The organism is Shewanella sp. UCD-KL21 (assembly GCF_001957135.1).
Classification (GTDB): domain Bacteria; phylum Pseudomonadota; class Gammaproteobacteria; order Enterobacterales; family Shewanellaceae; genus Shewanella.
In genome coordinates this window covers 52,992-74,357 of the sequence record NZ_MPHK01000015.1, presented here as the reverse complement: position 1 = coordinate 74,357, position 21,366 = coordinate 52,992, and the positions used below count along the sequence as shown (strand labels likewise).

Genomic DNA, 21,366 nt, shown 5'->3' with positions numbered 1-21,366 from the left:
TTCATTAAATTTCTATTGTATTGAGCACTTAGGCTTACATAATGTTACCAAGGGATCAGTAACAAATAAATTTGATTAATAATCAAACCCTAGCTGCGCTTTAATGCCATCATTAAAAGCGTGTTTTATCGGTTGAACTTCGGACACTGTATCGGCAAGTTCAATGATTTCACGATGGCAGGCACGGCCGGTAATGATAACATGTTGCATGGCTGGGCGATTTTTTAACGCATTAAGTACGCGCTCAACCTCTATGTAGTGATAGCTCACCATATAAGTTAACTCATCTAATAACACTAAATTTACCGATTCATCTTGTAAGAGTTTTTCAGCTTCAATCCATGCTTCCATCGCCGCTTGGGTGTCTTTTTCTTTATCTTGGGTTTCCCAAGTAAAACCAGTGCCCATCACATGAAACTCAACCCCTGCACCTTCTAATAAATTACGCTCGCCACAGGCCCAAGTGCCTTTGATAAATTGCACCACTGCGGCTTTGTGTCCATGACCTACAGCGCGGGCTACTGAGCCAAAACCTGAAGTCGATTTACCTTTACCGTTGCCCGTCAGTACCAGCAAAATGCCTTTTTCATCTTGGGCGGCAGCAATTTTAGCATCGACACCTTGTTTAACTTTTTGCTGACGCGCTTTATGGCGATCGGCTTTAGTGGCATCGATATTACTAGTTTGGCTCTGGTTTTCGTTCTGGTTTTCGTTATCACTCATGAGAGACTTCCTGTTAATTTATCCATATCTAAATGCGCTTCAAGCACATCTGCTAATCTTTCTAATTGTTGTTCGCGTATTTGGTTTATATCAATGCTTTTGGCTTGAGCAAGCCCTGCCCACTGCAATATAAGCTCACAGGCATCTGGGCTATCAAATAAACCATGAACATAGGTTGCCAAAATTTGGTTATCATCACTGAGTAGGCCTTCTGCGTACTGCGTATCACTCTGCTGTAATGTGAGCCTGATGGGCTCAGGCAATTCTGCAGAAGTCAGTTTTTGAGTTACGCCGCAGTGAATCTCATAACCTTCAATACCTGCTTTAGCTTCATTAAGCGCTAAGTGACCACTTACTTTACACAGGGTTTTATCTGCCGTCAGTGTGGTTTCAATCGGCAGTAGACCTAAACCTATACTGCTGCCAGCAACATCTTCAATGGCATCGGGGTCATGAATATATTGGCCTAACATTTGATAACCACCACAAATGCCTATGACTTTACCGCCATAACGTAAGTGCTTATTAACCTCAAGATCCCAGCCTTGTTGACGCATAAATTCTAAATCTGCTCTGACATTTTTACTGCCTGGTAATATGATTAAATCCACTTTGGGGAAATCTGGATTACTGGCTTGGGTTTGCAGGCTAAGATAATGAAACTCAATGTAAGGATTCAAGCGTAAAGGGTCAAAGTCAGTATGATTACTGATCCTTGGAAAAACTAACACCAGCACTTTGAGCTTATGATTGATAATGGCTAAGTCCTTTTCCGAACCCGTGACTTTCCCATGGGAGTCAATCAGCGCATCTTCAGCATCTAAATGCAGGTCATGTAAGTAAGGCAAGACCCCAAAGACCGGTTTTTGGGTGTAGTTTTCCAGCCAGTCGATGCCAGACTGTAATAGGCTAATATCGCCGCGAAAGCGGTTAATCACAAAGCCTTTAACTCTTTGTTGCTCTGATTCACTGAGCAGTGCCAAGGTGCCCACAAGATGGGCAAATACGCCACCTTTATCGATATCGGCAATAATAATGACAGGGCAATCGACCGCTTCAGCAAAGCCCATATTGGCGATGTCCCCTTCGCGCAAATTGATTTCTGCAGGGCTACCAGCCCCTTCAACGACCACCAGCTGATATTGCTGAGTTAAGCGCTCAAAAGACTGTAATACTGCATCCATAGCAAGGCTTTTATAGTTACGGCTTTCAGGGCCAAAAAAGGCTTTCGCCTCTAATGTGGTCAAGGCTTTACCGTGGATAATCACTTGGGAGCCAGTATCACTGCTTGGCTTTAATAATACAGGGTTAAAATCCGTATGCAGCTCAAGCTTACACGCCACGGCTTGCAATGCTTGGGCGCGGCCAATTTCGCCACCATCTAAGGTAACTGCGCTATTCAATGCCATATTTTGCGGTTTAAATGGCGCGACCTTAATACCTTGACGAGCAAACACCCGGCATAGACCCGCAACTAGGGTGCTTTTACCCGCATCTGACGTGGTGCCTTGCACCATTAAGGTTTTAGCCGCTCCGGCTTGATAGTTATGGGCAGATTTGGCCGTATTGTTAGCGCTAGTTTTAGTTTTAGTTATAGTTTTAGTTTGAGTCATGGTTGATTTTTATCTGTCATTTAAGCAGTTACAGCTATGCAGTGATATTAGAGAAAGTGAATAACGTATTGGCATTTTTATCAATGCATATCCGATCTTTGTTGTGAGGAATTAGCCTAAACACCCGCTTAGCGTTTAAGTTCAACGGGCAAACCTGCAACCACTAAGGTGACCTTGTCAGCAATTTTGGCAACGTCTTGGTTTAACCAACCGGCTTCATCGGCAAAACGGCGGCTTAATTCCCCAAGTGGCACAATGCCCGAGCCGACTTCATTACTGACCAATATCACCTGCGCTTCAAGGGTGGGTAAACATGCCAATAACGCCTGCTTTTGCTGTTGCCATAAATCATCAACACCATCACGGTGAGTCTCTTCACTGGCCACTAAATGATTAGTTAAATACAGCGTCAGGCAATCGACAAACAGTAGCGTATTCGGGGAGTCATATTTTACTAAGGTATGAGCGACAGCCAAGGGTGTTTCAATCAACTCCCAATCAATATTTGAATCGTCTCTATCTTGTTTGTGACGTAAAATTCGCTGCTCCATCTCATCATCAAGTGCGGTTGCAGTGGCGATATAGACGCAACGATGCCCTTGCAAAGCAAAAGGCTCAGCAAGGGATTCACCATAACGGCTTTTACCTGATCGGGCACCACCAAGAACCAGATGGATCATGCAGTTTTTCCTTTATTAACATTCATCTAAGCTAAAAAACTCTTCAAAAACTTAATGTAAACCTATAACTAAAATAGCGCCATAACAAACCAGTTCAGCAATCTGTTGTGCGGCCCCTAACGTGTCACCGGTATAGCCGCCAATTTGACGATTGCCGCCCCATATCAAGACTTGTCGTAATAACACTAATAGCAATAACAACCCAAAGGCGATTACTCCGTTTAAGCAGGCCAGTACCACAAAGCCACTTAAGCATAGGATCAATAGGTCATTGATGTGCTGATGCTGCGCCAGAGGTTTTGATTTGCTGCCATCATCTTCAGTAACATATTGGCCTGAAAAGATAATGCTCCCTGCAAGCACACGGCTTAAACCATGGGCTACAACAATCGCGATGACCGCATTAATCGGGCTGTAAAGGGCAATTTCGACTAACAATTGCCACTTTAATAACAGGCAAAGTACCAAGGCTAAGGTGCCATAAGTCCCTATTCTTGAATCTTTCATAATGCGCAGCTTGTCAGCTACTTTCCAGCCACCACCAAAGCCATCAGCGGTATCAGCAAGGCCGTCCTCATGAAAGCCTCCAGTAATTAATACGCCAGTGATCATCGCCAAGATCACTGCGACGCCATTAGGCAAAACAAACTGACTAGCCCAAAATACCGCTGCGCTTAAGCTGCCAACTAATAGCCCAATTACGCCAAAATAACGACTAGCTTGATTAAGCTTTTCACTGTCAAACTCAACCCAAGATGGCACCGGAATTCGAGTAAAAAAGCTTAATGCAATAAGCAATAAATTCAGTTGTTTTTTTAGTGTACTTCCACTTTTAGGCGCTTGATAATCAGTTTCATCAGACTGATTTTTTGCCCCCTCCGATGACGACTGTTGCTCCATGACGTTCCCTTTAATTGGCTATTACAGCTAATTGCCTATCACAGCGATAATATTTTCTGCGTTATTTACTTCTCGATTAACAACGCAATTACACCACGGATTTTACGCCCGCATTTTCAAAACTAGCCATATCATTATAAAAGTTCACCGCCGCTTCAATGATTGGCAGTGATAGTGCGGCGCCTGTACCTTCGCCTAATCTAAACCCTAATTGCAATAGTGGTTTAGCATCCATTGCGGCTAGCATTTTAATATGGCCTTGCTCATCTGATTGGTGAGCAAAAATTAAGTAATCTTTTACATCTGGGTGTAATTTAACTGCGGCTAATGCGGCTGCGGTTGCAATAAAGCCATCAATAACCACCAGCATCTTTTTCTCAGCGGCCGCTAAAATAGCGCCTGTCATTTGCACAATTTCAAAGCCGCCAACACAGGCAAGTACATTAACCGGATCGGTAAATTTACTTCTATGTAGGTTAAGCGCTACCCCCAATAACTCGGTTTTAAGAGCAAAGGCACTATCATCAATCCCCGTACCTCGGCCGACACACTCTTTAATGTCTAAGCCTAATAATGCGGCCATAATCGCCGCAGCTGACGAGGTATTGCCAATGCCCATTTCACCAAGCGCAATCAGGTTACAACCTGAATCATAGTGACGCTGCACCACTTCACTTGCATAGCTAAAGCCATCTTTAACCGCTAATAAACTCATGGCCGCTTTTTGATGAATTGCTTGAGTGCCATTGCCTAAACGATGCTGAGTAATACGTGGATCATCAACTGGCTGCAACATGCCGCAATCAATCACTTCAAGGTTTAAACCCATTTGACGACAAAAAACATTAATCGCCGCGCCGCCATTAGCAAAGTTAGCCACCATTTGTTGGGTGACTTCACTGGGGGCAATAGATACCCCATGAGCAGCAATACCATGATCGCCAGCAAACACCAACATAGCCGGCTTATTAATACTTAGCTTATGCCTAATATTGTACTTTGGTTTCATATTAGCTTGTGGCGACAGTTGCACTTGCGCAATCTGCATAGCCAAGGTTTCGAGTAAGCCTAATGCCCCTAACGGCTTGGTTTTTTGATTAATTTTATGCTGTATTTGATCATCAAATTTATGACTAACAGGATCTACCGCAAACATCTAAAACTCTCCAAAACTACAATTTCATCGACGATGACGTAATACAAAAAGAAAAAATACACTACCAATTGCGGCAGTGATAATACCTACAGGCAACTCTTGGTTGCCTAATAAACAACGGGCTAACACATCAATCCATACCATAAATATGCCGCCGACTAATGCCGTCATCATAATAGGCTGTTGCCCAGGATACAGCAGCCGCACGGTATGGGGGATCATCAAACCGACAAAGCCAATACCGCCACAACTTGCCACCAAGGTGGCGGTAATTAATGAACATAAAATAAGCATGGCTAAGCGAATTTTGGTGACATTAACGCCCAAGGAGTGCGCGGTTTCATCACCGGCTTGAATAGCAACCACCTGACGCTTAAACGCTAAAATAATTAATATGCTGCAAACCACCACCACAGATGGGATCACCAGCCCAGTCCAGCTGGCTTTGGCAAAACTGCCCAAACTCCAAAACAACACTGACGCCGCCGCTTGAGGGCTTGAGAAATACAACACCAAGCTGGTTAGCGCGCCGAACATGAAAGAGGTGGCGACCCCAGACAATAGCATCCGCTCAACTTGGCTGGCGCGGCCAAAACCCGACAAGCCTAATACCAATAACACAGATAAGCTCGACCCCATAAAAGCGCCAATGGGTAAGCTAAGGGATGACCAAGACCACCATGCATCGTTGCTAAAAAAGCCTGAAGCAGCAATAACTTCAGCAAACTGACTAGAAGACTCTGCTAACCATTGTTGCACTATGCCTTGGCTGCCAAAAAAACTCAGCACTAATACTGCGCCAAATGACGCCCCTGAACTAATACCAAACAAATATGGGTCTGCCAATGGGTTACGTGTTACGGTTTGTAATACGCTGCCCGCTAGCGCTAAGCCCGCCCCAGCCACAAAGGCTAAAATAATTCTTGGAAAACGCAGCTCAAACACAATCCGCTGAGTTAAGCGGTCTGTTTCATCCACGCCTAATGCCAAATTAGCAAACAAGCTAACGACCTGTTCAAAACTGATATTAGCAGCGCCGAAACTTGCTGCTGCTATAGGGGTGATTAAGGTCACCATTGCAGTAACAAACAGCAGTAGCTTATGCTTAAGGCTTAAACTCATTGGCAGTGATCGGCTCACAGCTTGAGGCGCATCAATGACGGTCATTTATCGCCCTGCCCGTGTTTTGATTGGCCATGCTTTTGCTCAGAGCTTGGATAAGCGTTTTGCTGCGAGCTTTGACAAGTGCTTTGATTAGCATGGTCATAATGACTTTGATAACCATAAAAATAGGTAATTAACGGTTTTCCATGTTGCGGGTGACGTGATATTTGGCAGCAAACATCAAATACCTCACCCAAAATGGTTTCTGTTAACACTTCATCTGGTAGGCCTTGGGCGATGCACTCACCTTGATCAAGTAACAGCAATCTATCGCACACCGCGCTGGCTAAATTAAGATCGTGAATAGAGGCAATCACGCTAATGCCAAGCTGCCTAACCAGCTCAAGAATTTGGATTTGATAACGAATATCTAAATGATTAGTGGGCTCATCAAGGATCAATAACTGCGGCTTTTGCACGATAGCCCGCGCAATTAATGCCCGCTGTTTTTCACCGCCAGATAACTGCTCATATTGCTGTAAGGCTTTGTGCTCAAGACCCACTTTAGCCAGCGCCTTGGCAATATCATCTGCATCTGCTTGGGTGTTGGTTTCAAAAAGGCCTTTATGGGGGGTTAAGCCCATTGAAACCAGTTGATGGGTGGTCATATCAAAATAATGCGGTGACTCTTGCTGCACCACCGCAACCTTAGTGGCCAATTTTTTATGAGAAAAACCCTCAATATTGTCGCCAAATAAGCTGATTTTGCCTGCATCTGGGGTGATATAACGATACAAGCAGCGCAGTAAACTGGATTTACCGGCCCCATTCGGGCCAATAAGCCCTAGCATTTCACCCTGTTGCAGGGCAAAACTGACTTGAGAAAGGATCTCATTATCTGCAACTGACCAGCTTAGCTGATCAACTGTTAATGCCGCAGTCATCAACTTACTGATCCTGCAGTCATCCACGGGGCATGTTTTGCCACATCTAGGCTTTTAGTACTGATCACGATACAAACTCCACCTGAGTTACCCGCTCAAGTTGTGGTTGGGTGCTGTTAATCCAGCAAGAAAAACTAAGCTAGGTATCTGACTTAATGGCATTCTTTCATCACTGAGCTGACAAGTGATAGCATGCTATTTTACAGTTGCGGGTACAGTTCGAGCTAAATAGCTTTTAGGCTAGTTCTCGATTCCCTACTCATTTAGCTAACCGCTTGATGCTGACGTTGCTTAACGCCGTTAATACAAGCATTTAGCAGCAGCTAAATTGACTTAATTTGAAATTTTATCGCACTTAATAAATGCGGCTTATATTGTACGGTATATCTGCCTAAGTGAAGTTAGTTTTTTCAGCTAAATTTAGCCGCAATCAATAACCAGAGCCGCTTTCACACGCCATAAGCAATTAAATTTTAGCCTAAAATTAACTCGGCCAGTTTAAGCGATACACAGCTTTAGTCGATTTATCGTCAGTTTCAGGCCAAAACACATCGATGGTCACCGTGGCGGCATAATCAATATTCAGTTGCCCATATAGCCCTTGGCAGCGGTTAAGCCCTAAAACCAAAGCGATAATGTGGCGAATAACCCCGCCGTGGGTCACCACCAGCGCCGTGGTTGATGCTGAGCCATCTTCATTATTAACCTTAGCCAAGTCATAAGCTTGCTGGGTTATTTGCGCAAAAGCCTGCGCTACTCTTTGTTCAAATTCAGCCATAGGCTCAGCTTGGGGCGCGCCATTGTCCCAAGGGTTATCCCAATAAGCGTCTAGCGCTTTAGCGCTATGCTGATAAAGCTCTGTAAAGCTTTTGCCGTCCCACAAGCCAAAATCAATTTCCTGTAATTGAGACATTATCTCAACCTTTAAAGCTAAGTCAGCACTGGCTTGATTTAACTGCTGCGCTAATTCAGCGGCAAATGCGTGGCAACGCATTAAAGGCGAACTGTATAGCTGCAGTGATGGCAAACAGCCTAGTAGCCCTAACTTAGCCGCACTCTGGTGCATGTTCGCTAACCCCAAATCTGTTAGCGCCACATCAGTTTTACCCCGCAAAATACTGCCGCCCTCACATTGGCCATGGCGTAACAATATTATCTTAGCTTGCTTCATCTAAGGGGACTCCATCAGCCGTTTCAATTGGCTTGTGTTTTTAGTGTGAGCTATGGGCTTGCTCTTACAATCGATTTAAACGTATTATGGACGTCTATACGTTTAAATGTCCAAAAAAAAATATTTTAAGATGAATTTTTTTGCAGAGCATTTCACATTATTCTGCCCAATTAAAGCATAAATAAAGGTATGCTTATTTCATCTAAAACCGTTATCACAATCCACTAACTACTTAAGTTAGCATGTTATTTATCGCTATTTTAAGTGTTTAGCACAAAAGCAATTAAGGTAATACGTTATGGCGAAGTCGACTTCCTACAGTCAGGTACTTGAACAACTTACACAAACGCTTAAACAGCGCATTGTTATCCTCGATGGTGCCATGGGCACTATGATTCAAGACTACAAACTGGAAGAACAAGACTACCGTGGTGAGCGCTTTACAGACTGGCATTGTGACGTAAAAGGCAACAATGACATGTTGGTGTTAAGCCAACGCCAAATCATTAAAGACATTCACACTAAGTACATGTTGGCAGGCGCTGACATTATTGAAACCAACACCTTTAATGCCACTACCATCGCCATGGCCGACTATGACATGCAAGCGCTGTCGGCAGAAATCAACCTTGAAGGCGCGAAAGTCGCCCGTGAGGCCGCTGATGAAGTAGAAGCCCAAACAGGCATTAAACGTTATGTTGCTGGGGTACTGGGCCCAACTAACCGTACCTGCTCTATCAGCCCAGATGTTAACGACCCAAGCTTTCGTAACGTCAGTTTTGATGAATTAGTCGAAGCCTATGTTGAATCAACCAGCGCATTGATAGACGGCGGCGCTGACATCATCATGGTTGAAACCATCTTTGATACCTTAAACGCCAAAGCGGCATTATTTGCCATTGAAAAAGTCTTCGACACCTTAGGCGAACGCCTGCCGGTGATGATCTCAGGCACCATTACCGATGCCTCAGGCCGTACCCTTACCGGGCAAACCACTGAAGGGTTTTACAATTCACTGCGTCACATTAAGCCATTATCAATCGGCCTTAACTGCGCTTTAGGGCCAAAAGAGCTGCGGCCCTACGTTGAAGAGTTATCCCGTATTGCAGAATGTTTTGTCTCCGCTCACCCTAACGCGGGCCTGCCAAACGAATTTGGTGGCTATGACGAAACCCCAGAAGAAATGGCCGAAGTCATAACTGACTGGGCCGAAGAAGGCATGCTTAACATTGTTGGCGGCTGCTGTGGTAGCACCCCAGCGCACATTAGCGCCATACGTGACGCCGTCATTAACCATGATGCCCGCCTTATTCCAGACATTCCCGTCGCTTGTCGTCTGTCTGGGCTTGAGCCACTTACCATTGATGGCAACTCCCTGTTTGTGAACGTCGGCGAACGTGCCAATGTAACCGGCTCGGCCAAGTTCCTGCGCTTAATCAAAGAAGAAAAGTTTGAAGAAGCCTTAGATGTGGTGCGCGAGCAAGTTGAAAACGGCGCGCAAATCATCGATGTCAACATGGATGAAGGCATGCTCGATGGCGCCGAGTCGATGAAGAAGTTTTTAAACTTAATCGCCTCAGAGCCTGATATCTCTCGCGTCCCCATCATGATCGACTCATCGAAATGGGACGTAATTGAAGCCGGCCTTAAATGCGTACAAGGTAAGTCCATCGTTAACTCTATTTCGATGAAAGAAGGCGAAGCAGCCTTTATCAAGCAAGCCACCTTAGTGAAACGCTACGGCGCTGCTGCCATTGTGATGGCCTTTGATGAAGACGGCCAAGCCGATACCCGTGCCCGCAAAACTGAAATTTGTACCCGCGCATACCGCGTATTAGTTGATGTGGTGGGCTTCCCGCCAGAAGACATTATTTTCGACCCTAACATTTTTGCTATTGCCACCGGTATAGACGAGCACGACAACTACGCGGTCGACTTTATCGAGTCAATAAAAGACATTAAAGCCACTCTGCCCTATGCGATGATCTCAGGCGGTGTATCAAACGTGTCGTTCTCGTTTCGGGGTAACAACCCAGTGCGTGAAGCCATCCATGCGGTGTTTTTATACCATGCGATTCAAGCAGGTATGGACATGGGCATTGTTAACGCTGGCCAACTTGCCATTTACGATGATATTGACCCAGAGCTAAAAGACAAAGTCGAAAACGTGGTGCAAAACCTGCCTTGCCCTGTGGCTGACTCAAGCAATACCGAGCAACTACTGGATGTTGCAGAGCGTTTTCGTGGTGACGGCAAACAAGTGGCTAAAAAAGAAGACTTAGCTTGGCGAAGCCTGCCTGTAAATGAGCGTTTATCCCATGCGCTCGTTAAAGGTATCACTGAATTTATTGACCAAGACACCGAAGAAGCCCGCCAGCAAGCCAGCCGCCCATTAGATGTGATTGAAGGGCCATTAATGGATGGCATGAATGTGGTGGGTGACTTATTTGGCGCTGGTAAAATGTTTTTGCCCCAAGTGGTTAAATCCGCGCGGGTAATGAAAAAAGCAGTGGCTTATTTAAACCCATACATTGAAGCAGAAAAAGTCGAAGGTCAGTCAAACGGCAAAATCTTAATGGTCACGGTAAAAGGTGACGTCCATGACATTGGCAAAAACATTGTCGGCGTGGTACTGGCCTGTAATGGCTACGAAGTGATTGATTTAGGCGTGATGGTGCCAGTAGATAAAATCATTGAAGTCGCCGTAGCTGAAAACGTTGATATTATTGGCATGTCAGGGCTGATTACCCCAAGCCTTGATGAAATGGTGCATAACGTTAAAGCTTTTCATAAAGCCGGTTTAACCATTCCATCAATTATTGGCGGCGCAACCTGTTCAAAAATTCATACCGCAGTGAAAATTGCCCCCCATGCACCAACAGGGGCGATTTATATTGCAGATGCTTCACGCGCCGTGCCTATGGTGTCAAAGCTAATTAACAATGACACCCGCCAGCCAACCATTGATGCCGCCTATGACGAATACGCCATGATGCGTGAAAAACGTTTATCGCAAACTAAGCGCAAAACCATAGTGTCCATTGCCGCTGCGCGCGAAAATCGTTGCCAACACGACTGGGACAACTACAGCCCATTTAAACCCAACAAACTCGGTCGCCAAGTCTTTGATGATTACCCATTAGCAGACTTAGTTGAACGAATCGATTGGACGCCGTTTTTCAGAAGCTGGGAGCTACACGGCCGCTTCCCGGATATTTTAACCGACAAGGTAGTCGGCGTTGAGGCCAGCAAACTCTATGAAGATGGTAAAGCCATGCTGGCCACCATCATCAAAGAAAAATGGTTAACTGCCAAAGCGGTAATTGGGTTATTTCCAGCCAATAGCGTTAACCATGACGATATTGAATTGTATACCGATGAATCAAGAACCGAAGTTGAAATGACCACTCATCATCTGCGGATGCAGCTTGAGCGCGTCGGCAATGACAACTTCTGCTTATCTGATTTTGTCGCGCCAAAAGATTCAGGCGTCGCCGATTACATGGGCGGCTTTGCGGTTACCACAGGTCACGGCATTGATGAACATGTTGCGCGCTTTGAAGCCAATCACGATGACTACAACGCCATTATGGTTAAGTGTCTAGCAGACCGTTTAGCTGAAGCCTTTGCCGAGCGTATGCATGAACGCGTACGTAAAGAGTTTTGGGGTTACGTTGCCGATGAAGCACTTGATAACGAGTCACTGATCCGCGAAAAGTACAAAGGTATTCGCCCAGCGCCAGGTTACCCCGCTTGTCCTGATCATACTGAAAAAGGCTTATTGTGGGATTTACTTAAACCCGATGAAACTATCGACCTTAATATCACCGAAAGCTTCGCCATGTTCCCAACCGCCGCAGTATCAGGCTGGTACTTTGCCCACCCTAAATCACGTTACTTTGGGGTGACCAATATTGGTAAAGATCAAGTTGAGGATTATGCCGAACGTAAAGGCATGAGCGTGGCAGAAGCGGAGAAGTGGTTGGCACCAGTGTTGGATTATGATGTTGAATAGAGAGTGATCCAGAGTAATCATAAGGTTACTCTTTGATTGTTTCCAAACTTCGTTTGGATTAAAAATGTGGCCTATGAGCCACATTTTTTATGCCTAACGTTTAGCCTTTGAGATATCGGCTAATATTCTAAAGTCGCACCTTCATGGTTATCAATTGCCTGCCGCAGGCCTTCGTGCAAGCACAGCTGTGACACGCTGCAAGTTCATCCCTGAAAGCTCGGCCATGACGTCCATGTCATGGACGGTCACAGCCGCGCTTACACCTGATATTCTATCTCTTCGATTTGGGTTTATTTGTGGCGACGAAAAATTTAACTCTGACCAACTTATGATCTTCATGTTCAAAAATAAGACCTAACGGCTCAGACGGGAGTCGAAAGTAAATGGATTTACTCATGTCGCGATAGCATAGATGCTAAATAGCGACCATGTACCCTTAGTCTTAGTCTTAGTCTTAGTCTTAGTCTTAGCCATCATCCATGATGGCTATACAATTTTCATCTGCGTATTTCAGCAACTTGGAATGGGGGTATTGGAGATTGCGGCGGAGTTTGGTCGTTACGTATAAAAAATTATTCTATTCCCATTTAATTAATGGTTGGGCTATAAACATAATCAAACTAGCCTTCCTACTCTATTTTAAGTAAATGAGCTGTAATGTTACAGCCCACTCAACAACTGCGTTAAAAAGTTTTATTGCTCATAATGATTTATCGCCACTTGCGAAACCTTATCTAGTCGCCAAGCACCTTTTTCATATTTGAAATTAATAGAATGTAATGCGTCGCTAAACTGGTATTCATGCTTAGAATTAGGCAGTAAACCGCTATATGCTCGCTGGATGTTTTCATACCCCTTTGTAATATCCATCATTGCAAAGTAGGCTGGCATGTAGATTAACTGACTTAAAGCTGCATCGGTAGCCCTGTCCATATTCACAGCTTCATTTGCTTTAAATCGTTCGGTGAATAGTGTCGAGAATGTTGATTTATCAGCATGAGATAAATACGCAGAAATACTCCAATTAGCCAGCAATAACTCAAATGATTGTTCGGTATTATTTAATCGAGGGAATGGGGTTTTGTTCTCGTTAGAAAGATACGCTTCATAATACAGCTCAGCATTATCACGAGTTTGTTCAAGTATATTTGCTACAGTAATGCTAATTTCCGTTGCATCGTTCTTAAGCTTGCTGACCAATTGATTAATAACAACCACTTGTTCTTCCCAACTCCTTTTAGCTGTTCTATGTAATTCATCGAATTCATTGCTATTGGCTTTGGCAAATGCTTCTAGCTGCTGAGGTTCTAGCTGTGCTTTTCGGATTGACTTTCCCGAAGTTTTTTGAAAAAGGTTAATTTTGTGGAGTTTTCTTGAAGGAATTTAAAGTTCGCACCGGAATAGGGACCTGGTGAGTCAATGGGGTTATTTTCAACATCAATTGTCTGAACAGAGGCCATTTCACTATACACTTTATTGAGTTTATCTGACTGTTTGCTATTGAGCTTTACTATTGCATCCCAGTCATCAGCAGCGAGCTTTTCTCGTTGTTTTGGGTAGGTTTTAGCTGCAGCAGCAATTTCTTCTTTTGCCAGCATCTTTTGGTATAAATAATAGTTACAACGCAAATTACAGGCTCTTGTTGCCATACCTGTAATATCATTTAGCTCAACCTCCTTGGTTTGAACAAACAAACTCGCGCTATAAATACCCTTTGGCATTCCGTCTATTTTATTACTTAACGAAACAGTTCTATTCGGAATAAATGTACCAGTTACTTCTAGATCTTGCTTGTTAAAGCAAAAAGAAAACTGACGTTTCTTAATCGCAGTACTTTTGTTATATGTTCTTAAGTAAACGTTGTTCAGTGGTATATTTTCTGGGACATTACCATTTACTCTCACATCACACTTTTCAGTAACCTGCGCGATTACAGGGGCTTGTACACATATAAATATTGCCAGTGCAAATACTGGCATTTTAAATCCTTTTAGCATAACTGTTCCTAATTAATGTATTAACTTAGTTTTGATTAAGTGCTGACTAATTTAAACAATCAGTTCTCACTAGTAAACTTATTGTTTAATCAATTAAATAGGGCTTAATTCCATAAACCCAAATGAAGTCAGACGCTGGATCATTCCCCGTTGGAAGTTGCCGATGTGTATGCAGATAAATAGCGTAAACCTGACATGGATGTCAGGTTAGCTTTCGCGGGGCATGGATGCCCCATCGGAAGCGTTAGCTATTTTCGAAATACACTGAGGATAACAACTTCGCCGGGGCGCTGCGGGATTGTTAAGGGGGACAAGCGCTTTCCCCCTTAACTCGGGTGTGGGCGAAGCGCCACGACTTACCTTGGCCGTAAGGCCATATTTAGCGGGGCATGGATGCCCCATCGAAAGCGTTAGCTATTTTCAAAATACACTGATTTTATGGGCGGGTTACACATCAAACCGATTTTACGCAATTTCTGCCTGCTGATTTGGCTAAATAGAGTGCTTCATCTGCTTTAAGTAACAAAGGGGCCAATGATTGCTCATTGGTAAAAGAGGCCACCCCAGCACTGACTGTTTGCCTTAAATCGGGGGCAATAATTGACCAATCATAATGATCGACAATCGTAATTAAGCGCTGGGCAATGAGTATCGCAGTAGCTTTAGTGGTATTAGGTAACAATACCAAAAACTCCTCGCCGCCAACCCTACCGACTAAGTCAGTTTCACGCACCATACTTGCGGCTAAATCGGCCAGTTTAACTAACACTTTATCGCCCGTTTCATGACCAAGGGAGTCGTTAACTCTTTTGAAATGATCAGCATCAAACGAGATAACTGAAAAGGGTTCGTTTTCCTCAACAGCTTGCTTTAAAAAGTCGTCGCCGTGCTCATAGGTGTCACGACGATTGGCAAGATTTGTTAATTCATCAGTTAATGCAAGGCGCTTGAATGTGCGTTTTCTGAGGATCTGTTTATAAGCAAAAATCGACACAAAAACTAAAATAATACAACTTAAAAGAATAATGATAATTTGCATACTTTCATTGCGTTGCATAATAATAAATTGTGCATCTTTGATTGCTGCAGCTTCAATTAACAGTTCATTTTCAGTTTTTATGTTATCGGTATCAAAACGTGCTTGCATCTCAGCATTACGTTCATCGAGGATCTTTTCATCCATTTGATGATGGAGCTCTACATAATCAGCTTGGGTTTGGTATGCCTCCTGCCAGCGATTTAACCCTGAGAGTACTTCACTTGTGAGTAATAAGCTTGCACTGGCACCCAAATCATTTTGACTGATGGCATAGGCTTGTTTGCTTTCAGCCAAACATATTAATGCCTGTGGCAGGTTATTTTCATGAAACATCACTTCCGCGAGGTATAAATGTAAATCTCCCAATACATTAGGTCTGGTGTCATTAATATAACGTTGGGCATGCCATAAACGTTTTTTTGCTTGTTCAAATTGCCCAAGCTTAATCATGCTGCTAGCCACCTTAATAGACATCCACTCAGCATTAATTTCATGACCGTCATCCAACCAATATTGTTGGCTTTTCTTAAATCGCTCAATGGCTTGTTGATACCTTTTAAGCTTATGAAATGAAATGGCAATTTGATAATTAATGTCATTGGCATTAAATAATTGCCCAGCATCAATATAATATTGCTCTAGCTTCATTTGATACTTTAATGCGGAGGCCGGATCGCCAAAGCGACTGTAAGTTCTGGCAATATCACTTAAATTATACGCTTCCCAGTAAGGGGTGTTTAATGACTCGTAAAGCTGCTGTGCGGTGATAAAATCTTCTAGTGCTGCGGTGTAATTACCTTTAAACGAATACATTCTGCCACGAATGTTACGACCATCAGCAATAAGGCGCGGGTTATCTATTTTATAGGCATATTCAATCCCTTTGTTGATATCAACAAAAGCACCATCAGTATCAGAAGCCATGTCTTTAAACCAGCCTCGACAAAGGTATAAATCGGTTAAAATCTCTGAAGGGAATGGGTCTGAATAAAGGATGATTTGCTTATTGGCGTAGTTGATGCCTTGTTGTATCAACTCTGGGCTTGTGTTTTTCTGATACCAGCAATAGGTGCGAACATAGCGTTTTTGTCTAACGACATCATTTGGGTGAATTAATGTTTTTAGCTCAATAATCGCCTGCTGGATATCATCCTCTAAAGGAATTAGGCCATCGAGTAATTGCAAAAGGATTTCGTCTGCGCGGGCTTCATTTTCAGCTTGGGTACTAAAAGCGGCAGGACTGACACAGCTTAATACAAGTAGGATGAATGCTGACATCCATAATGACACTAACTTTGACAACTTTTGTAATCCATTATGTAAGCAAAACCCTAGTATAAAAAACGCATCAATAAAATTTAAATAAAGAGCTTGAGATGTATCGAGTGTACTGAGTTTATAAATAAGTTTCAGCTATTAAAAAGCTATTTTTAGCTGGCAATACAAAATGATACACAATTAAACGTCTAGCAATCAGATGAGGGCTTACGTTATCAAGCGTTAATATTATGTAGCTCAGCAAGTGGTAACGATTAATGAATGGGGCCGTTTGAATTAAACCCTGAATTCATTTATCAATATAACGCTCGTCATTGGATGCTTTTTCATTGAAAACGCCCTGCAGCTAAGCTGATTTGCAAGGCGTCAGCGGCTGTAAATATCCCCTATTAACACAAACACAGGTTCAACTTAGTTAGCTTCGCGCTGCGGTAACCACATGGGTATTCCTTAAAGCAAATATCGAAGTTAACTCTTCAGACGAGTAGCTTAATTAGTTATAAATGATCAAGAGCTTATTTCTTGCTCCAAGTATTGAATGTAATTAGTGCCCTTTGCTACGGCCGCTTTATTTTAATTTTGTGAACTACACACCTATATTCAGCGCACACTTGTACCCATAATGCCTTATCAGCGTATTTGACTATTGGAGTTTGCGATGCAACAGATTAATTGCCCACAGTGCAGCCAAAAAATCGACCTTAACCAAGTGACATGCCCACAATGTCATGCCGCGCTAGGCTTAGATGCCCTCGGTGGTGTCGACCCGGATGTTCGCATCAAAAATCAAAAACTTGCTATATGGTTTAGTGTGTTATTTGGTGGCTTAGGTTTGCACAAATTCTATTTAGGTCAGTACCTGAAAGGGAGCTTGTACTTGCTGTTTAGCTGGACATTAGTGCCTATGGTAGCAGGCTGGGTTGATGCGATTCGTACTATTAAAATGAGCCCATTTAGTTTTCAGCAGCGTTACTCACGTAAAGTTGATCAATACTCAGCATAACTAAAACTTGTTTATCAAAACGCTTAAGCCTTCATATGCAATAGGAAGTTTTACGTAACTTCCTATTGCAAATTTTGCTGTTTTTAATCATCCAGTAAGTTCACGAACGCATCAGCCAGCCACATCAAGGCTGGGCCTCTTGCGCTTTGTTTTGCCATCACCCGATCAACTGGTACTCGCCACGGTTTATGATCAAAACTTAAATTCATTCGCACCATACTGCCTTGTTGTTGATATTGATCGGCCATATGGGCGGGAATGTAGCTCCAGCCTAGCCCATCTTTTACCATGGCATTGACAGCATTAAAGCTATTGCCCCACCAAACATGGGAAGAAATATTAGGGAAATGCGGTAATACCTCCCCTTCAAGACCTTTAATAGACAATTGACGGTATGGGGTTAAATCAGCCACGCTGACGACATCCAAGGTTGCCAATGGATGCGTAGAGCTCACCACCCCACTGAAGGGTAAGCTACCGATACAACCTAAATCCACCGCTTGTGAAAAGTCACTACTAGCAAACATCAAGCCTAAATCTGCTCTCCCGCTATGAACTAAGGTTAATACGTCCGGCGTTGCTACCGCGTAAAGTTCTAATATCGTGGCAGGAAAACGATTTGAAAAATCATCGAAAACACTTGTAACTAAAGGAAGCAGTGCATCATCTACCGCTATTTTTATCATAGTTTCGTGAGATGAATTTAATGCAAGAGTCACTGAATCTAACTCATAAGTTTGCTGTAACACCCCTTTAGCAAAAGGCAGCAACCTTTCACCATGAGCGGTTAAAGACGGTTTACGGCTGGTGCGATCAAACAAGGTGGTATTGAGTTCAATTTCAAGATTAGCAATCCCCTGACTTACCGCCGACTGCACTTTACCTAAGCGGCGGGCACAGGCTGAAAATGAGCCCAACTGCGCTGTTTCAACAAACATTCTAAGCTGCTCTAAATTATACATATCACTTTTCCTGATAGTAACTAACTATATTCTTTCTAAATAATTGATAATTATAGCAACCAAGAAACAATCAACAACGGTAATGAGAGTAACCATGAACACCAAAGAACGCATTTTTCACAGCGTATTATTTGAAGCGATTGCCTTAGTATTTGTTATCGGCGCCGCAACTTTTTTTACTGATGTAGACCCCAAATCAGCCACAGGCTTAGGGATTGGTTTGTCACTCATAGCAATGTGCTGGAATTATGCTTACAACTTAGGCTTTGACCATATATTTGGTCATAACCGAATTAAGCGCACCTTTAAAATGCGCTTAGGTCATGGCCTAGGTTTTGAATTGGGTCTCATGTTTGTCACACAGCCCTTTATGATGTGGGTATTGCAGTTAGATTTCTGGACAGTATTTTTGATGAATATTAGCGTGGTCGTATTCTTCTTAATATACGCCATTATCTACAACTGGTGCTACGACTTAGTACGTGCGCGTATTGTCTTTGCCCATGCTTCAGCTAATAATACTACAGTTAGATAGCAAATTTGGTATATGTGACGACAGACACCTAGACATATCCCAAGTCTGTCAAATGAAGTGATAAAACTAGAGTAACGCTGACGATAAGCGTTAGGCGCTAGGAGTTAAGAGCGACAGAGTTCGCTCTTAACCTCATTCTGAAAGCTGCACTGAATAGTGCTTAACAGCCCGTTTTGATTGAAGTGATATCAGGAACACCAGATACTTTCCAGTGATATTCAAAATAACAATTAGTGGCTTTCACTTCTGCCTCTGAAGGCTGATCACTATCTAGCACCCCTTTAGGTGCAGCTACAACCGCATAACTGCCTGCTGATACGTAAATACGATAAGACCAGTCGATGACATCTAACCCTGCAGCTTCAAATATCTCTGGTGGTGATGTGTAACCAGCGGTAAAACCATTACCTGTAGCATTAGCTGTCGCCGCCCAAGGTTGATAATAACTGCCTTTTACCTCAGAAAACTCAACAATATCAGCCAGTGCGTTTCCTGATGTCAGGGTTTTAGCTTTAAATAATGTTACCCCTGTTTTAATAGCGCCTGTTGCGCCATCTAAAATGGCGATATTGGCATCTGACTTTATATTGATAAATTTAGGCAGAGCGACAACAGCTAGAATACCTAATATGATGATTACGACCACCAATTCTATTAAAGTAAACCCTGATCCTCTCGAAAGGCGCGAACTGTTTTGCCAATTAATCATTTTAGATAAAACCTTATTATTACTAATACCTTATGTTTTATTAGCATAGTGCTTAACTTCATTTTTTTGAACATATAATTTGAAATATGTGACTTAAGAGTAATTCTTGCAGCTAACATGATACAAAGGTATTTCGCAAATAGACCTTAATTGTTTATTCATCTATTGCGATAGCCAATCACAGTAATGAAAGTTAGTTAAATTGTACTGTTTATTGAGCCTCAGTCAGTGGCATTGCTATCGCCCCAGCATTATGTGCTTTAACGATCTTATAAGCCCCCAGGGTACATATGGGCAGCACATAAACACATGCAAATCCGTAAGACATCAAGCTGTAACCTTTACCGATGAGATCGACAATGCCTATGGTGCCAAGCAGCGCAGCCAATGACACTGTACCAAAAGCGATGAGTGCTCTTAACCAAGGCTTTGCATTCGCCTCATCACTGGTGGCAGGGATACGTTCAATAACACTTTGCACTAAGCCGACACCAGTTTCGATAAGCGTGCCAAACAAAGCGATGATAAATAGCATTAACAGCCAATCGGGGGCAAATTGCTGGATCATCCAATAATTTGGCAGCGGTTTATCTAACACATCAGGATAGCCAACGCTGTAACTTAAGTGGAACAGCAAAGCCGGAACCATAATAGCAACCGCGGCAATCGCTGCTGACACAAACGCCTGTTGGCGGGTTTCAATGTCACGGGTGGCAAATAATAACCCGGGTGCAATCGCCAAGTTATACATTGCATACAATGCACCGCCAAACCACCAGCCAGGCGCAATATCCGTTAGCGCCGCAGCGGGTAATAAACCGCTATCAGATTGACCTACCACAATGATGAAATAAGTGATAAATACCCCGTACATCAGCACTGACCACAAGGCTAACGCCTTCTCAACCAATAGTCGCCCAAAAAGCACAAACAAAGCCACCAATATCGGCATTAAAGTTAGCCCTATTGTGGCTGGCACATCAAAGCGCTCTTGCAAGGTATTACCCGCAGCGGCGCTCACAACTCCCAGCACTAACAGAAACAGTAAGATGTATAAAATTTCAAAAACGATCCAAAAAGGCCCAATTAACTTTTTGAAGAAATGACGGTAATCATAAACTTTAAACACCCGTGCAAATTCAAAGGTTATTCCTAATACTATTGCAAAAATGACCGTTGCCATGCATATGGCTAATACGCCTCCCGTTTGGCCGTATTGGGTAAAAAACTCGATAACCTCTCTGCCCGTCCCATAACCACCACCAATAAGCACTGACAGAAATACCGCTGCGGGGATAAAATAAATCTGTATTACCTTAGTCATGTTTGAGTCCATTGTTATTTTATGAATCAGCTGCTGCAGCTGACTCTTTCAGTCTTATGTTCAACTTTGTTATCGAGTTCTCATTAGCACAAGAACTGCCAAGCTAAATTTTTTATTATTTTTAATCACATATTTTAAGGTAAACATCATTTAACCTTTATGCAACAACTAGCGTTATGGATAAAAAGATTAATCAGCGAGGCAGTCTGTAAC

Annotated in this window: 17 protein-coding genes and 1 riboswitch; of the genes, 3 read left to right on the top strand and 14 right to left on the bottom strand. The window is 43.1% G+C overall.

Annotated elements, in window-relative coordinates; all coding sequences use genetic code 11:
* Positions 1–75 precede the first annotated feature (75 nt).
* The 8 genes from cobO to BM739_RS13870 all read right to left on the bottom strand — a co-directional run bounded on the left by cobO (position 76) and on the right by BM739_RS13870 (position 8,291).
* The gene (gene cobO / locus BM739_RS13905; RefSeq protein WP_076541615.1) at positions 76–723 is read right to left on the bottom strand and encodes a cob(I)yrinic acid a,c-diamide adenosyltransferase; all 648 of its coding nucleotides are present in this window, start codon (positions 721–723) and stop codon (positions 76–78) included.
* Complete coding sequence (locus tag BM739_RS13900) at positions 720–2,240, bottom strand: cobyric acid synthase (RefSeq protein ID WP_076541694.1); 1,521 nt, start codon at positions 2,238–2,240, stop codon at positions 720–722. The genes cobO and BM739_RS13900 overlap by 4 nt, the downstream gene beginning before the upstream one ends.
* Before the next feature lie 224 nt (positions 2,241–2,464).
* Positions 2,465–3,016, bottom strand: coding sequence for a bifunctional adenosylcobinamide kinase/adenosylcobinamide-phosphate guanylyltransferase (gene cobU / locus BM739_RS13895; RefSeq protein ID WP_076541613.1), 552 nt, complete (start codon positions 3,014–3,016; stop codon positions 2,465–2,467).
* Positions 3,017–3,067: 51 nt separating this feature from the next.
* A complete protein-coding gene (locus tag BM739_RS13890; RefSeq protein ID WP_083698175.1) occupies positions 3,068–3,916 on the bottom strand; it encodes an adenosylcobinamide-GDP ribazoletransferase in 849 nt (282 codons plus the stop codon).
* Positions 3,917–4,004: 88 nt separating this feature from the next.
* Positions 4,005–5,072 carry a nicotinate-nucleotide--dimethylbenzimidazole phosphoribosyltransferase gene (cobT, locus tag BM739_RS13885; RefSeq protein ID WP_076541611.1) on the bottom strand — a complete coding sequence of 356 codons (1,068 nt, stop codon included), beginning with the start codon at positions 5,070–5,072 and terminating at the stop codon, positions 4,005–4,007.
* Positions 5,073–5,096: 24 nt separating this feature from the next.
* The gene (locus BM739_RS13880; protein WP_254843549.1) at positions 5,097–6,194 is read right to left on the bottom strand and encodes an iron ABC transporter permease; all 1,098 of its coding nucleotides are present in this window, start codon (positions 6,192–6,194) and stop codon (positions 5,097–5,099) included.
* 41 nt (positions 6,195–6,235) lie between these two features.
* Complete coding sequence (locus tag BM739_RS13875) at positions 6,236–7,120, bottom strand: ABC transporter ATP-binding protein (protein WP_083698173.1); 885 nt, start codon at positions 7,118–7,120, stop codon at positions 6,236–6,238.
* A gap of 120 nt (positions 7,121–7,240) precedes the next feature.
* Positions 7,241–7,413: riboswitch (cobalamin riboswitch) on the bottom strand.
* 191 nt (positions 7,414–7,604) lie between these two features.
* On the bottom strand, positions 7,605–8,291 hold the full coding sequence (locus tag BM739_RS13870) for a histidine phosphatase family protein (protein WP_076541609.1): 687 nt from the start codon (positions 8,289–8,291) through the stop codon (positions 7,605–7,607).
* A 298-nt stretch (positions 8,292–8,589) separates the two neighbouring features.
* Between BM739_RS13870 and metH the strand changes: the two genes are divergently transcribed.
* Positions 8,590–12,306: a methionine synthase gene (metH, locus tag BM739_RS13865; RefSeq protein ID WP_076541607.1), complete on the top strand. Its 3,717-nt coding sequence runs from the start codon at positions 8,590–8,592 to the stop codon at positions 12,304–12,306.
* Between the two features lie 693 nt (positions 12,307–12,999).
* Here the strand turns inward: metH and BM739_RS13860 are convergent.
* The 3 genes from BM739_RS13860 to BM739_RS13850 form a co-directional block, all read right to left on the bottom strand.
* On the bottom strand, positions 13,000–13,524 hold the full coding sequence (locus BM739_RS13860; protein WP_076541605.1) for a hypothetical protein: 525 nt from the start codon (positions 13,522–13,524) through the stop codon (positions 13,000–13,002).
* A gap of 89 nt (positions 13,525–13,613) precedes the next feature.
* Positions 13,614–14,285 (bottom strand): hypothetical protein, encoded by a 672-nt coding sequence (locus BM739_RS13855; protein ID WP_139326893.1) that lies wholly within the window; start codon positions 14,283–14,285, stop codon positions 13,614–13,616.
* Positions 14,286–14,757: 472 nt separating this feature from the next.
* A complete protein-coding gene (locus BM739_RS13850; RefSeq protein ID WP_076541601.1) occupies positions 14,758–16,644 on the bottom strand; it encodes a tetratricopeptide repeat-containing diguanylate cyclase in 1,887 nt (628 codons plus the stop codon).
* Positions 16,645–17,278: 634 nt separating this feature from the next.
* Between BM739_RS13850 and BM739_RS13845 the strand changes: the two genes are divergently transcribed.
* Positions 17,279–17,623: a TM2 domain-containing protein gene (locus BM739_RS13845; protein WP_076541599.1), complete on the top strand. Its 345-nt coding sequence runs from the start codon at positions 17,279–17,281 to the stop codon at positions 17,621–17,623.
* Positions 17,624–17,706: 83 nt separating this feature from the next.
* On the opposite strand, the gene BM739_RS13840 is transcribed toward BM739_RS13845, so the two are convergent.
* Positions 17,707–18,585: a LysR family transcriptional regulator gene (locus BM739_RS13840; RefSeq protein ID WP_076541597.1), complete on the bottom strand. Its 879-nt coding sequence runs from the start codon at positions 18,583–18,585 to the stop codon at positions 17,707–17,709.
* Positions 18,586–18,679: 94 nt separating this feature from the next.
* Here BM739_RS13840 and BM739_RS13835 point away from each other — a divergent pair, with 94 nt between their 5' ends.
* Positions 18,680–19,120, top strand: coding sequence for a PACE efflux transporter (locus BM739_RS13835; protein WP_076541595.1), 441 nt, complete (start codon positions 18,680–18,682; stop codon positions 19,118–19,120).
* A 160-nt stretch (positions 19,121–19,280) separates the two neighbouring features.
* Here the strand turns inward: BM739_RS13835 and BM739_RS13830 are convergent, their stop codons facing one another.
* Together BM739_RS13830 and BM739_RS13825 are read right to left on the bottom strand one after the other, a co-directional pair.
* A complete protein-coding gene (locus BM739_RS13830; RefSeq protein WP_076541593.1) occupies positions 19,281–19,829 on the bottom strand; it encodes a type II secretion system protein in 549 nt (182 codons plus the stop codon).
* Positions 19,830–20,040: 211 nt separating this feature from the next.
* Positions 20,041–21,153, bottom strand: coding sequence for a hypothetical protein (locus BM739_RS13825; protein ID WP_076541591.1), 1,113 nt, complete (start codon positions 21,151–21,153; stop codon positions 20,041–20,043).
* Between the last annotated feature and the right edge of the window lie 213 nt (positions 21,154–21,366).

Bases quoted from the DNA above. Each gene is read 5' to 3' on its own strand.
- cobO (WP_076541615.1), bottom strand. From the start codon at position 723: ATGAGTGATAACGAAAACCAGAACGAAAACCAGAGCCAAACTAGTAAT.
- BM739_RS13900 (WP_076541694.1), bottom strand. From the start codon at position 2,240: ATGGTGCAAGGCACCACGTCAGATGCGGGTAAAAGCACCCTAGTTGCG.
- cobU (WP_076541613.1), bottom strand. From the start codon at position 3,016: ATGATCCATCTGGTTCTTGGTGGTGCCCGATCAGGTAAAAGCCGTTAT.
- BM739_RS13890 (WP_083698175.1), bottom strand. From the start codon at position 3,916: ATGGAGCAACAGTCGTCATCGGAGGGGGCAAAAAATCAGTCTGATGAA.
- cobT (WP_076541611.1), bottom strand. From the start codon at position 5,072: ATGTTTGCGGTAGATCCTGTTAGTCATAAATTTGATGATCAAATACAG.
- BM739_RS13880 (WP_254843549.1), bottom strand. From the start codon at position 6,194: ATGAGTTTAAGCCTTAAGCATAAGCTACTGCTGTTTGTTACTGCAATG.
- BM739_RS13875 (WP_083698173.1), bottom strand. From the start codon at position 7,120: ATGACTGCGGCATTAACAGTTGATCAGCTAAGCTGGTCAGTTGCAGAT.
- BM739_RS13870 (WP_076541609.1), bottom strand. From the start codon at position 8,291: ATGAAGCAAGCTAAGATAATATTGTTACGCCATGGCCAATGTGAGGGC.
- metH (WP_076541607.1), top strand. From the start codon at position 8,590: ATGGCGAAGTCGACTTCCTACAGTCAGGTACTTGAACAACTTACACAA.
- BM739_RS13855 (WP_139326893.1), bottom strand. From the start codon at position 14,285: ATGCCAGTATTTGCACTGGCAATATTTATATGTGTACAAGCCCCTGTA.
- BM739_RS13845 (WP_076541599.1), top strand. From the start codon at position 17,279: ATGCAACAGATTAATTGCCCACAGTGCAGCCAAAAAATCGACCTTAAC.
- BM739_RS13840 (WP_076541597.1), bottom strand. From the start codon at position 18,585: ATGTATAATTTAGAGCAGCTTAGAATGTTTGTTGAAACAGCGCAGTTG.
- BM739_RS13835 (WP_076541595.1), top strand. From the start codon at position 18,680: ATGAACACCAAAGAACGCATTTTTCACAGCGTATTATTTGAAGCGATT.
- BM739_RS13830 (WP_076541593.1), bottom strand. From the start codon at position 19,829: ATGATTAATTGGCAAAACAGTTCGCGCCTTTCGAGAGGATCAGGGTTT.
- BM739_RS13825 (WP_076541591.1), bottom strand. From the start codon at position 21,153: ATGACTAAGGTAATACAGATTTATTTTATCCCCGCAGCGGTATTTCTG.